Annotated in this window: 18 protein-coding genes; 2 read left to right on the forward strand and 16 right to left on the reverse strand. The window is 62.6% G+C overall.

Annotation, left to right across the window (positions count from 1 at the left end):
• Positions 1–2: 2 nt before the first annotated feature.
• The 13 genes from BLV27_RS07850 to BLV27_RS07910 form a co-directional block, all read right to left on the reverse strand.
• Complete coding sequence (locus BLV27_RS07850; RefSeq protein ID WP_092644629.1) at positions 3–389, reverse strand: hypothetical protein; 387 nt, start codon at positions 387–389, stop codon at positions 3–5.
• The gene (locus BLV27_RS07855) at positions 386–778 is read right to left on the reverse strand and encodes a DUF5333 family protein (RefSeq protein WP_092644631.1); all 393 of its coding nucleotides are present in this window, start codon (positions 776–778) and stop codon (positions 386–388) included. Before BLV27_RS07855 ends, BLV27_RS07850 begins: the two co-directional genes overlap by 4 nt.
• Positions 775–1188, reverse strand: a complete 414-nt coding sequence (locus tag BLV27_RS07860; RefSeq protein WP_092644633.1) for an MAPEG family protein — start codon at positions 1186–1188, stop codon at positions 775–777. Before BLV27_RS07860 ends, BLV27_RS07855 begins: the two co-directional genes overlap by 4 nt.
• Positions 1188–1616: a DUF5333 family protein gene (locus BLV27_RS07865; protein ID WP_092644635.1), complete on the reverse strand. Its 429-nt coding sequence runs from the start codon at positions 1614–1616 to the stop codon at positions 1188–1190. Before BLV27_RS07865 ends, BLV27_RS07860 begins: the two co-directional genes overlap by 1 nt.
• 14 nt (positions 1617–1630) lie before the next feature.
• Positions 1631–2926 carry an NADH-quinone oxidoreductase subunit NuoF gene (gene nuoF, locus BLV27_RS07870; protein ID WP_092644637.1) on the reverse strand — a complete coding sequence of 432 codons (1296 nt, stop codon included), beginning with the start codon at positions 2924–2926 and terminating at the stop codon, positions 1631–1633.
• Positions 2927–2930: 4 nt separating this feature from the next.
• Positions 2931–3158, reverse strand: a complete 228-nt coding sequence (locus BLV27_RS07875; RefSeq protein WP_092644639.1) for a DUF5337 family protein — start codon at positions 3156–3158, stop codon at positions 2931–2933.
• 58 nt (positions 3159–3216) lie between these two features.
• Positions 3217–3972, reverse strand: a complete 756-nt coding sequence (locus BLV27_RS19540) for an NADH:ubiquinone oxidoreductase (RefSeq protein ID WP_211605494.1) — start codon at positions 3970–3972, stop codon at positions 3217–3219.
• A gap of 28 nt (positions 3973–4000) precedes the next feature.
• On the reverse strand, positions 4001–5248 hold the full coding sequence (locus tag BLV27_RS07885) for an NADH-quinone oxidoreductase subunit E (protein WP_092644641.1): 1248 nt from the start codon (positions 5246–5248) through the stop codon (positions 4001–4003).
• A gap of 71 nt (positions 5249–5319) precedes the next feature.
• On the reverse strand, positions 5320–6549 hold the full coding sequence (locus BLV27_RS07890) for an NADH-quinone oxidoreductase subunit D (RefSeq protein ID WP_092644643.1): 1230 nt from the start codon (positions 6547–6549) through the stop codon (positions 5320–5322).
• Positions 6550–6560: 11 nt separating this feature from the next.
• Positions 6561–6752, reverse strand: a complete 192-nt coding sequence (locus BLV27_RS07895; protein ID WP_092644645.1) for a hypothetical protein — start codon at positions 6750–6752, stop codon at positions 6561–6563.
• A gap of 12 nt (positions 6753–6764) precedes the next feature.
• Positions 6765–7157: a nuclear transport factor 2 family protein gene (locus tag BLV27_RS07900; RefSeq protein WP_092644647.1), complete on the reverse strand. Its 393-nt coding sequence runs from the start codon at positions 7155–7157 to the stop codon at positions 6765–6767.
• Entirely contained in the window at positions 7154–7759 is a 606-nt protein-coding gene (locus BLV27_RS07905) for an NADH-quinone oxidoreductase subunit C (protein ID WP_092644649.1), read from the reverse strand. Before BLV27_RS07905 ends, BLV27_RS07900 begins: the two co-directional genes overlap by 4 nt.
• A 10-nt stretch (positions 7760–7769) precedes the next feature.
• Entirely contained in the window at positions 7770–8303 is a 534-nt protein-coding gene (locus tag BLV27_RS07910; RefSeq protein WP_055084349.1) for a NuoB/complex I 20 kDa subunit family protein, read from the reverse strand.
• A 218-nt stretch (positions 8304–8521) separates the two neighbouring features.
• Between BLV27_RS07910 and BLV27_RS07915 the strand changes: the two genes are divergently transcribed.
• Together BLV27_RS07915 and BLV27_RS07920 are read left to right on the forward strand one after the other, a co-directional pair.
• Complete coding sequence (locus BLV27_RS07915; RefSeq protein ID WP_092644651.1) at positions 8522–8833, forward strand: ArsR/SmtB family transcription factor; 312 nt, start codon at positions 8522–8524, stop codon at positions 8831–8833.
• Between the two features lie 42 nt (positions 8834–8875).
• Complete coding sequence (locus tag BLV27_RS07920; protein ID WP_170831388.1) at positions 8876–9910, forward strand: permease; 1035 nt, start codon at positions 8876–8878, stop codon at positions 9908–9910.
• A 41-nt stretch (positions 9911–9951) separates the two neighbouring features.
• On the opposite strand, the gene BLV27_RS07925 is transcribed toward BLV27_RS07920, so the two are convergent.
• The 3 genes from BLV27_RS07925 to BLV27_RS07935 all read right to left on the reverse strand — a co-directional run bounded on the left by BLV27_RS07925 (position 9952) and on the right by BLV27_RS07935 (position 12396).
• Positions 9952–10317: an NADH-quinone oxidoreductase subunit A gene (locus BLV27_RS07925; protein ID WP_092644656.1), complete on the reverse strand. Its 366-nt coding sequence runs from the start codon at positions 10315–10317 to the stop codon at positions 9952–9954.
• 52 nt (positions 10318–10369) lie between these two features.
• Entirely contained in the window at positions 10370–11080 is a 711-nt protein-coding gene (locus BLV27_RS07930) for an SH3 domain-containing protein (protein WP_092644658.1), read from the reverse strand.
• A 194-nt stretch (positions 11081–11274) separates the two neighbouring features.
• Positions 11275–12396 carry a lytic murein transglycosylase gene (locus tag BLV27_RS07935; RefSeq protein WP_092644660.1) on the reverse strand — a complete coding sequence of 374 codons (1122 nt, stop codon included), beginning with the start codon at positions 12394–12396 and terminating at the stop codon, positions 11275–11277.
• Positions 12397–12476: the final 80 nt, after the last annotated feature.

Consider the following 12476-nt stretch of genomic DNA (forward strand, 5'->3'; position numbering starts at 1 on the left):
CCTCAGCGCGTTACGCAGGCTCCCGCCAGCACCAGCGCCCCTGATGTATCGAGCGGCATCTGCTCGGGCTCCCGATCGGGGCCGGCTGTCCAAATGATTTCAGAACCACCGAATCGACGGATACAATATTCGACGGCCTCGACCCGGCCGGCCTCTGCGGCGGCCGTCAGATTGCGCGCCGCACCGCGCGTCATGGTCGTGAAGCCGCGCTTGTCCTCGCTCACTGCCGATACGCGGGTGCGGAAGCGAATTCCTTCGATCTCGCTCTGAGATCCGCGCATGCCGCCCATTCCGCTGAACGGCGACGATGCACCGGACGACAGGCTGCCAAAGGCCCCGCACCCGGACAGGGACAGCGCCGCCCCGACAACCAGAACCGTGACCTTCATTCCTCGACCTCCAACAACAGGGCACCGATGTCGGACCCCTCAGAAATTTCGCGAAGGCCCGCGGCACAAACCGTGTCCGTCGTTGCCCCCTCCAGCAGATCATGCTTCGTCAGGAAGGCCGTCTGCAAGACCTCGATCCGGTCGGCGGGATCTTCGATCCGGTCGACCAGGTTTTCCGGCGTGAAGCCCAACGCGCCCAGTTCGTCCAAAACGCGGGCTGTTTCGCGTGTCATAGCACCTGGATTGATCGACAGGCGCGGACAATTGACCGCGAGTATCTGTGCCGTCGACGTCGCCATCGCCGAGACGACAAAGACCTCCGGGGCCGGGACTTTCTCCTGCGCGTGCGCTGGCGTCGCTGCCAACATCAGGGCGAGCACGCGGATCACAGCGCGAAAGCCCCAGCGATGGCCAATCCCGAAAGGGCAAGGCAGCAGATCAAGCCGATCACCCAGAAGATGGAGCGAAGCGGCTGATTCTCGGTTGCGATATGTGCCGTGGCCGTCGCCACGCGCGAAATTACAAATACTGAAGCGAACAAGTTCACCAAGAACGGGGCTGCCCCAACCAGAACGGCCGCCACCGAAGCGGCGACGAACGGACCGGTGATCTCGATTGCATTCAGGAACGCCCGGCTTCGGCGGTAGTATGGATCGGAATAGTCGCGAACCGGATGACCGCTCTCGGTTCGACGGCGGGGTTTGCCCTTGGCCGACAGAAAGAGCAGGACCAGCATCAGGATCGCCCAACCGCCAAGCGATGCCAGCGTGTGCGCGTAGGGGGCGAAAAACGCGTCCATCAGGATGCCAGCAACCGGCCGACAGCCGTGCCCTGCGCTATCTCTTCGCGAGCAGACCTGCACAGCCTGTCCGCACCCGAGCCGGGCTCCAGCCCACGCCCTTCCAGATATTCGATTGCCGCCTGTCCGGCAGAAGCCGGATCGACCAGCGCCGTTGCAGACTCGATCTGAGCGCGCGTATATCCAGCCGCAATCATTCGATCAAAAAACGCTTCGGACGCGGCGTTGGTGCTGCCCCCGGCAAGCGCGATCCCCTTGGCCCGGCAACGCTGCTCATAGAATGCGGCTATCGCCGTGTTCAGCGCGAACGCCCCGGTGTTGGCTTGCAGTGCCGCAACGTCGGTGTTCGCCTCGGGCGCAGGCGTGGTCTGGCAGGCGGCCAAGCTCAGCAGCAGGGCAAACTGAACCACGATCGCCTTGCGCGTCATAGTTGCGATTCCGATCACTCTGCCGGAACCGCCGCGGCGGGACTCACGCGCTTATGCTTGATCCGGTCCTCGATCTCGTCGCGGAAATGCCGGATCAGACCTTGGATCGGCCAAGCCGCCGCGTCGCCGAGCGCGCAGATGGTATGGCCTTCGACCTGCTTGGTAACGTCGAGCAGCATATCGATCTCCTCGACCTCGGCCTCGCCCTTCACCAGTCGGTCCATCACGCGCATCATCCAGCCGGTGCCTTCGCGGCAGGGCGTGCACTGACCACAGCTCTCGTGCTTGTAGAACTTGGACAGACGCCAAATCGCCTTGATGACGTCGGTGGAGTTGTCCATCACGATCACCGCCGCCGTGCCAAGGCCCGATTTCTGCTCCCGCAGGTAATCGAAATCCATGATCGCCCCGCGCATTTCCTTGCCCGGGATCATCGGCACCGACGACCCGCCGGGGATCACGGCCTTCAAATTGTCCCAGCCGCCGCGAATGCCGCCGCAATGCGTCTCAATCAATTCCTCGAAGCTGATCGACATGGCCTCTTCGACCACGCAGGGACGGTTTACGTGACCCGAGATCGCAAACAACTTGGTCCCCGCGTTGTTCGCCCGTCCGAAGCCCGCAAACCATTCGGCCCCGCGCCGCAGGATGGTCGGCACGACCGCGATGCTTTCGACGTTGTTCACGGTCGTGGGGCAGCCGTAGAGGCCAGCACCCGCGGGGAAAGGCGGCTTCATGCGCGGCATGCCCTTCTTGCCTTCCAGCGACTCGATCAGGGCCGTTTCTTCGCCGCAGATATAGGCACCGGCCCCGTGGTGCAGATAGAGATCGAAGTCCCAGCCAGACCCGCAGGCGTTCTTGCCGATCAGGCCCGCATCATAAGCCTCGTCCATGGCGTTTTGCAGGGCTTCCTTCTCGCGGATGTATTCGCCGCGAATGTAGATGTAGCAGGCATGTGCACCCATCGCGAAAGAGGCGATCAATGCACCTTCGATCAACGTGTGGGGATCGTGGCGCATGATCTCCCGGTCCTTGCAGGTCCCCGGCTCGGATTCGTCGGCGTTGATCACAAGGTAGGCCGGGCGACCGTCACTTTCCTTGGGCATGAACGACCACTTGAGACCCGTCGGGAAGCCTGCCCCCCCACGACCACGCAGGCCGGATGCCTTCATGATCTCCACGATCTTGTCACGACCGAGACCGATCAGGTCCTTGGTCCCATCCCACTGACCGCGCGACTGCGCCCCCCTAAGGGAACGATCGGCCATCCCGTAGATGTTCGTGAAAATCCGGTCCTGGTCTTGCAGCATATCGTCACTCCTTCTCGCGGCGCAGCCGCCAGATCATCACGGTCTCATATATCGCCCAGCCCATCGCCACCAATGCGACGGAATCCCCCAAGCCCATAATCCGGCGGGAAAGATCGTATTCCGCCCCCAAGGCCTGCAGGATGCCCCAACAAACAAAGATACCGATGATCACCAGTGCAACGCGGGCGGAGCGTTTGGCGATCGCCACGTCATGGTCAGAGGGGCCAGTCATTTCGGCCCCTCTTCAATAGGTCCGGGGGGGTGCCGTCAAGCGGTCCGAACGTCGCGCATCAGTATACGCCGCCCTTGTCGACTTTCTTGGAAAACTCCGTCTCTTCGCCAGCGGCCAGCGCCTTGGCCTGCGCAACCCAATCGTCACGGGTTACCCGGCCCCTGAATCCTTCAATGTTGTCATCCATCCAGGCGACCTCCCCGGCGGACCAGCCGGCGATCTGCTCGAAGTGATAGACGCCCATGCTGTTGCACAACTTTTCCAGCTTGGGGCCGATACCCTTGATCCGCTTAAGGTCATCCGCTGCCCCCCCCCGTGGGCTGTCCAGCATTTCCGGCTTCCCGCCAGACGCCGATGTAGCCCCGGCAGGGGTGGCTGCCGCCTCTGCCAATGAGGCCTCGGAGCGTTCGGACGGTTTGGCGGCCCCCTGACCGCTGGGTGTGCCAGTCGCCGCCGGGGACGTCGCGGCGGCACCACCGCCCCCTGCGCTCGCGCTTCCAGCAGCGACGGCTGCCGATGCGGCCTGGGACGGAGCGGAAGATGTGCCCGCGGTTGGGGAAGACGTCGGCACCGCACTTCCGCTCTTGACGGTCGGGGCCGTCACCGTGCCCAGCGGCGGCAGGTCGCGGCCGAAAATGACCGTGAATACGATGATGAGGACGAGAGCGATCGCTCCGCCCCCGAAGCCTGCCGCAGACAGGCTCCAGTCTCCCATGATCCGCAGCAGCAGAAATGCGATCAGGCCTGCAAGCCCGGCAATGCCCCAGCTGATCAGGGTATTTCCGAATGTCATGTTCGAATTGCGGTTGTCCATCAATCAACTCCCTGTCTGGGGGTCGATCTCAGTAGACATCCCCCTTTTTCACGCGAGACGAAAACTCGGTTTCGCCCCCATCAGCCAATAGTTTAGCCTGTTTGACCCATTCGTCACGTGTCACGCGACCTTTGAAGCCTTCCAGGTTCTGATCGACCCAGGAAATTTCATCGGCAGACCAGTTCGCAATCTGGTCAAAGTGCCAGAACCCCATGGAGTTACAGAGCTTTTCCAACTTCGGGCCTACACCCTTGATGCGCTTCAGATCATCGGCCGAACCACCCCTCGGTGCGTCCAGACCGGCGGGTTTTGCGTCGTCCGATGGGCCCAGGGCCGATTCGGTCGCGGGCTTGGGCTTGGATTTCGGCGCGATTGTCCCTTCTTCGGGCGTAGCGACAGCCACCGCATCAGAGCCGCGCACATTTGCCTTGCCATCGCTCGCGTCGCCGCGTGTGCGGTTCGCGGGGGCCTGCCCGGCCACCTTGCCGCCCTGTTTACCATCCGGGCCTTCGGGCGGCATCAGCGGGTCGCGCCCAGCTACCTCCGGGTCTTCGTCCGACTGATTGGCCTTGCCCCAAGGAGCGACAAGCGGAACCTCGGTTCCATCGATCCGCTTGATCGTATCGCCGATATCAGTGGCGAGCGTCACGGATGCGTTCTGCTTGTGGTTCTTGTTCGCCGCAGCGTCGGTCAGCGCAGTTGCGCCGCCCAGCGGCTCGGACGTGAAGCGACCATTCTGCGGCCCTGGCGTCGGCACCTTGCCCGCGCGGAATTCGTCCAGCATTTCGCTGAACCGCTCAACCGTCAGGTCTTCGTAATAATCCTTGCCAATCTGCGCCATCGGTGCGTTGGAGCAGGCCCCCAGACACTCGACTTCTTCCCAGGATAGCTGGCCGTCCTCGGAAATCTCATGCGGACGCTTGGCGATCTTGTCGCGGCAGACGGCAACCAGATCCTCGGCCCCGCAGATCATGCAGGACGTGGTGCCGCAGATCTGGATATGCGCGGTCTTGCCCACGGGCTGCAGCTGGAACATGAAGTAGAACGTCGCCACCTCCAGCGCGCGGATGTAGGCGAGGCCCAGCATTTCCGCGACATGCTCGATGGCGGGGCGGGTCAGCCACCCCTCCTGCTCCTGCGCGCGCCACAGCAGCGGAATGATCGCGCTGGCCTGACGCCCTTCGGGATACTTCGTGATCTGCGCTTCGGCCCAGGCCTGATTGGCCTCGGTGAACGCGAAAGTCTCAGGTTGGTCTTTGTGCAGTCGGCGGAGCATATCGTCTCGTCCTTCGGTCGGTGACCGGCTCCCGAAGGACCCGGACCGTTGCGTCTGTCTTTCTTGCGGCCTTAGCGGTCGATCTCACCGAACACCACGTCCAGCGTTCCAATGATCGCGGCAACGTCAGCCAGCTGGTGCCCGCGCGCGATGTGGTCCATCGCCTGCAAGTGCAGGAAGCCCGGTGCCCGCAATTTCGCGCGGTACGGTTTGTTTGACCCATCCGACACCATGTAGACGCCGAATTCACCCTTGGGGGCTTCGACGGCGGCATAGACCTCGCCGGCGGGAACGTGGAACCCTTCGGTATAGAGCTTGAAGTGGTGGATCAGCGCTTCCATCGAGGTCTTCATGTCCGACCGCTTGGGCGGCGTGACCTTGCCGCGGGCCAGGATATCGCCCTGTCCTTCGGGTTCGCGCAGCTTGGCAATGGCCTGCTTCATGATGCGCAGGCTCTGACGCATCTCTTCCATGCGGCACAGGTAACGGTCGTAGCAATCACCGTTGTTGCCTGTCGGAATCAGGAAGTCGAACTCGTCATAGCACTCATAGGGCTGCGCCCGGCGCAGGTCCCACGCGAGGCCCGACCCGCGTGCCATCACGCCCGAGAAGCCCCAGTCCATGACCTCCTGCTCCGACACCACCGCAATATCGACGTTGCGCTGTTTGAAGATGCGGTTCTCGGTCAGCAGCCCGTCGATGTCGGCCAGCACACTCGGGAATTCGTCGCACCATGTATCGATGTCGTCGATCAGGTCCGGCGTCAGATCCTGATGCACACCGCCGGGGCGGAAGTACGCAGCGTGCAGGCGCGCGCCGCAGGCCCGCTCGTAGAAGACCATCAACTTCTCACGTTCCTCGAAACCCCAGAGCGGCGGTGTCAGCGCGCCAACGTCCATGGCCTGCGTCGTGACGTTGAGGATGTGCGACAGAATGCGCCCGATCTCGCAAAAGAGCACCCGGATAAGCGAGGCACGGCGCGGCACTTCGATGTCGCACAGACGCTCGATCGCAAGGCACCAGGCGTGCTCCTGGTTCATCGGGGCCACGTAATCCAGACGGTCCAGATAGGGCAGGTTCTGGAGGTAGGTCCGGCTCTCCATCAGTTTTTCGGTGCCCCGGTGTAGCAGGCCGATATGTGGATCGCAGCGGTCAACAATCTCGCCATCCAACTCCAGCACAAGGCGCAGCACCCCGTGCGCCGCCGGGTGCTGCGGGCCGAAGTTGATGTTGAAATTGCGGATCTTCTGCTCGCCGGTCAGGGCGTCTTCGTATCCACGCGGGTTCAGGTCACCATCCATCGAATTGCCTTTCAAACAGGGTCATTCGGCCAGCGCTTGAAAGCGATAACCCAGAAAAGGATGGCTGCAAACAACGGGAAGATCGTCGTAATCGCCCAGTAAGAACTCATCCCTGCACGCGGGAGCAACTTCCAGAACGCAACGACGTTCACGACCCAGACGATGATCAGGAGGAGACCAGGCAGGCCAACATTATTCATCATCCCGTCGCTCCCTCAACCTGTCAGCGCCGAAGGGCCCATCGTGCGGAACACCTTGGTCAGCAGTTTCCATTCGCCGCCTACCCGGACAAAGCCCAGGTGGTCCTCGTAGCGTCGGGGCGGTACATCGACCCAAAGGTGCACGCGCGCCATCTCGTCGCCTGCCACGTCGACGCTCAGTATCTCGCGGGATACGTCGCCGGGAAATGCGCTGCGGCCATGGACCCGTTCAAGATAAGATGCCTTGCTCCAATGGTTCGCGCCACCATCTTCCGTAATTTCGGTCATGAAGAACCGATCATGGCAAATGGTTTCGAACACTTCGGGACGGGCGAAGTACACGCCTTCGCAATAGGCTTCGGCCAGCGCGCGGATCGCGTCTTCGGAGGATACGGCAGCATCCATCATTTCGCCTCCCCCTTCTCGTCACCGGGCAGGACATATTCAGCCCCTTCCCAAGGCGACATGAAGTCAAACTGGCGATACTCTTGCGTCAGTGACACGGGCTCATAGACAACGCGCTTCTGCACTTCATCATAACGAACTTCGGTATAGCCCGTCGTCGGGAAGTCCTTGCGCAGCGGGTAGCCGCGAAAGCCGTAGTCCGTCAGGATCCGGCGCAGGTCCGGGTGACCGGAGAAGAGGATACCAAACATGTCGAAGACTTCCCGCTCGAACCAGTTGGCCGATGGGTGAATCTCGACGATCGAGGGAACAATATCATCCTCGCGCACATGAGCTTTCACGCGAATGCGCTGATTCCGATACATCGACAGGAAGTGGTAGACGACGCAGAAGCGCCGGTCGTCGCCCGGATAGTCGATGGCCGTGATGTCGACCAGCGATGCAAAGCGGCACTGCTCGTCTTGCTTAAGAAATTCCACCAGCGCGGTGATATCGGACGACGTGGCCTCCAGCGTCAATTCGTCCCGCACGATCGTGTGAGAGGAGACCAACTCGCCGTTGCGCATCTCGATATGGGCGGCCAATTCCTGAAGTTGTTCGGTCATACCCATCCCCTCAGCGCACCAATGTTCCGGTCCGGCGAATCTTCCGCTGGAGCTGCAGCAGGCCGTAGAGCAGCGCTTCGGCCGTGGGCGGACATCCGGGCACATACAGGTCCACCGGCACAATCCGGTCGCAGCCGCGCACGACGCTATAGCTGTAATGGTAATATCCGCCGCCGTTGGCGCAACTGCCCATCGACAGAACGTAGCGCGGCTCGGGCATCTGGTCGTAAACCTTGCGCAGCGCGGGGGCCATCTTGTTAGTCAGCGTGCCCGCCACGATCATCAGGTCCGACTGGCGCGGCGACGCGCGGGGCGCGGTGCCGAAGCGTTCCATGTCATAACGCGGCATGGCGGTGTGCATCATCTCGACCGCGCAGCAGGCAAGGCCGAATGTCATCCAGTGGAGCGAGCCGGTGCGTGCCCAGTTTATAATATCCTCGGTCGAAGTCAGCAGGAAACCCTTGTCCTGAAGCTCGCGATTGAGAAGCTGGGTGGCGTGTTCCTTGTCGCCGCCCGCGGTGTTCAGTCCGGTCTGCACGCCCATATCAGCTGCTCCTTCGGGAATCCTGTCGGGGGCAATGCCCACGATTGACCTGCGGTGTAGCCCGCGACCCCAAAAGGGTCAACGCGACCTGCACGATAATTAGGGTCCTTGCGGACCGGATGACAGGTCCCGCCCCGCGACGGAATGTAGCCGCGAGGGCATTTACTACACTCTGAACTTTTTATTTACAAAACTAGTTTTATAGTTATAACTGTGGCATGATCGAGATTTCTCATGCTGCCCGCGCCCTTTCTGCCCTCGGACACGAGGCGCGGTTGGATATCTTTCGCTTTCTCGTCCGGGCGGGCGAAGCCGGGGCAACGGTCGGGCAGATCGCTGCAGAGACAAACCTGGCAGCGTCGACCCTGGCGCATCACCTGCGCAGCCTGGTGTCCGCCGGTCTGGTGACGCAGGAACGGCAGGGACGCGAGATTATCAGCCGCGTGGCGTTCGCACAGATGAACGCCCTTCTGAGCTATCTGACCGAAGAATGCTGCACGGGGATCGGCACAACACAAGATGTTGCCTGACATTTTCGGGCCCAATATAACTATAAACCTAAGGATATAATTATGACAGATCTGAACCTGCCGCGGCCCCCTTCCGCGATCGTCATGATCCGAGGTCAGAAGGTGTGGGCTGCTGTCGTTGTCCTGCTGCTATTGATTGCGGCGATTGACCCCGGTCAGGCGCGCGTGTCGGCCGTTTTCACGCTGACGGCGCTGGCCGGAACAGCCCCGTTCCTGGCCCTGTCGATCCTGATCGCAGCCTGGGCCAAGGCGACCGGGGCCGATGGACAGATCGCGCGGGCATTCTACGGGGCCCCGGTGCTGGCCATTGCCTTGGCGGCACTGGCAGGGGCCTTGTCACCGTTCTGCTCCTGTGGGGTGATCCCGCTGATTGCAGCCCTTTTGACGATGGGCGTCCCGTTATCAGCGGTGATGGCGTTCTGGCTGGCTTCGCCCATCATGGACCCGTCGATGTTTGTCCTGACCGTCGGCGTCCTGGGCCTGCCATTCGCGCTGGCCAAGACGGCGACGGCGATCGGGCTGGGCCTTGCCGGCGGTTATCTGACCCATGCGTTGCGGGCGGCGGGCGCATTCGAAAACCCGTTGCGCCCCGAAGTCGGCAACGGCGGATGCGGCGGGTCTGCGGCGCGAACGATCAAACCGATCGTCTGGCGGTTTTGGTCCGATCCTATCCGCAAAGGCAACTTCGCGGCTGAGGCGCGCAAGACGACGCTGTTCCTGTTGCAATGGCTGACCCTCGCCTTCCTGCTGGAAAGCCTGATGCTGGCCTTTGTCCCGGCGGAAACCATCACCACCCTGCTGGGCGGGACCGGAGCAGGCCCCATCGCACTTGCGACAGTCGTCGGGGTCCCCGCCTATCTGAACGGCTATGCGGCGCTCCCGCTCGTGGGCGGTTTGATCGAACAGGGCATGCAACCAGGTGCAGGTCTTGCCTTCCTGATCGCGGGCGGCGTCACGTCCCTGCCTGCGGCCATCGCCGTCTGGGCACTCGTCCGGCCGCGCGTCTTCGCACTTTATATTTTGCTGTCTCTGGCAGGCGCATTCACGGCTGGCATGATCTGGCAAGCTATTGCCTGAGGAAACGTGATGCGGTGGAGGCCCTTCGATGGGCCCGCACATCACTCCCAGTCGAGCGCGCCCTTCTTCCATTCGTAAGCAAACCCGACAGTCAGCACGGTCAGGAAGACCATCATGGACCAGAACGCCGCCTCTGACAGGCCTGCGAAGCTCACGGCCCAGGGGAACAGGAAGGCGATTTCCAAGTCGAAGATGATGAACAGGATCGCCACGAGGTAGAATCGAACGTCGAACTTCATTCGCGCGTCGTCGAACGCGTTGAAGCCGCACTCGTAGGCCGAGACCTTCTCGGGGTCAGGTGCGCGCACGGCGATCACGGCGGCAGCAAGGATCAGCACCAGTCCAAGTCCCACGGCCACGCCGAGAAAGATCAGGATGGGCAGGTATTCGCGCAGCATGTCGTCCATGGAGGCCTCCGACTGAAGAACATCTCCGCTTTAGGCCGCAGTCGGGCCGAGGTCAACGCGCGGCCGTGTCGTCGGGGGCCAAGGGTGGCACTTCTATCCGCCTCAGGCCCATGAACGTCATCTTGACCCAGGCGACCGGACCGCCGTCGACCGTCATGCGGCACCAGCTTTGGGCAGCGTCACAAATGTCGATCGTACCACCTTGCCAAGGACGTAGCTCACCCACGATGTCCGTGTCCGTGCCCGGCCCCGCCCGCAGGTTCACCACGCCTTCGGCCACGTTATAGAAAGGTGCGTCGGTGGCGAAGATCACGGGCACCCGTGCGCCCGGCGGAGCCGTGGCGACAAGCGGATCATCCCGGCGCGTCTCTGCGGAGTCGCTGGCGCTGTTCACGGCTTCCCGAATGGAGTCGGGCAGGGGACGCACGCCATCATCGTCCAACCGGGAGCTTTCGATCGGAGCGGTCCGCAACGGGGCAATCGGGTCCGAGTTGGCCAGGCCTGATCGCGGCGGCACCAAACCCCTGGTGTCGACCCAGCCCACCTTGCCGCCTGCCGTTAACAGGCACCAGACGCCACCAAGATCGCACCGCCCCCGGTCGGCGACCTCACCCGGATCAAGCACATGGATCATTGGAAACTGAAGTCCCGGACCAGCTCGCATATCAACACCGAAACGGCTCGTGTTGCGCAACGGATCGGCCTGCGCGCCACCGGCCACGGCGGCGCACAGTAGAAAGAGAAGGAAGGTCATCCGTTTCATCGCGATCCTCAGGGTGCGGCAGGTTACGCCGGGATCAACCGCCCTGCGCGTAGCTCTTTCCGTGACATCTTCCGCAGCGATAGGCGATAGCGCGGCTGACGCGTCGCAAGGTGCCGGTCCCCTCAAATTAAGTCGGCAGGTCCCGAAAACAGCACTGCATCTTCTTCGGAAAGCCCTGCCGCAGCCGCGAAACGTCAAAGCATGTTCAAAAGCGATACGGATGGGTCGCCCGTCGCAGGCAGACCGCGTGACCGCTGAAACGCAGAAATCGCCGCGCGGCTGTTGGGGCCGATCACGCCGTCGTCCCCCTGCGTGTCGAAACCAGCGGCGGTCAGGCGGCGTTGCAATTCTTGCCGCTGGTCTATGGTTAGGCCGAAGCGATCAGGCCCGAAAGGCTGTCGCAGGGGACCGCCTCCGGCGATCCGGTCGGCCAGGTGCCCCACGCCGAGCGCATAGGAGTCCGAGTTGTTGTACCGCTTGATCACGCGGAAGTTCGGACCGGTCCGGAACGATGGGCCGCCCGCATCGGGAGTCAGGTCACCGTTTGCATTCTCCACCGCCCAGTTCTGCCCGGAGGTCCAGCCCGCGCCGCGCAGGTAGGACGCCGCCGAGGCCAAGGCATCAGAAGGGTCCTCGCTCCAGATATCGCGGCGCCCGTCACCGGTGAAGTCTACAGCGGATTGCAGGTAGGACGTGGGGATGAACTGCGTGTGCCCCATTGCACCCGCCCAGCTTCCGAGCATGTTCCGCGTAGAAACGTCGCCCGCCTGAAGGATCTGCAATGCCGCGACCAGCTGCTTTTCAAAGAAAGCGCCACGCCGCCCGTCATAGGCCAGCGTCGACACCGCGCTGATCGTGGGAATGTCGCCGCGCCGTTGGCCGAAATTGCTCTCCACGCCCCAGATCGCGCAGACGATTTCGGCGGGGACGCCGTACCGGCCCTCGATCGACTGTAAGGTGTTACGGTGCCGGGCAAAGGCGGCACGGCCCTCCTGCACTTTCGACTCGGGGGCGACAATTGCGATGTAATCCTCAAAGCTGCGTTTGAACTCTGTCTGGTTGCGGTCGCGCGCGACGACGCCCGGCACAAATCCTTGCCCCCGAAACGCGGCCTCTATTACATTTGCCGAAAGCCCCTGCGCCCGCGCGCGTCCCTTGAACCCATCGACCCAGGCCGACCAGCCCGCAGTCGCGCGCGGCACAAGATCTGGGTCGGCTGCGCGAAGGCTGGGCCGCGATGAGGTTGGGGGCGCATCCGCGCAGGCCGACAGGGGCGCGGCGGCCAGCATCAGGGTGAACGTACGACGGGTGAACATGCCTGCATATCCTTCTAACGAGGGTTTGCCGCATCCTACCCGACAGCGAGTCGCTGGCAAAGAGTCAGATCACCACCGGC

It is taken from the genome of Jannaschia faecimaris (genome assembly GCF_900107415.1).
Lineage (GTDB): Bacteria > Pseudomonadota > Alphaproteobacteria > Rhodobacterales > Rhodobacteraceae > Jannaschia > Jannaschia faecimaris.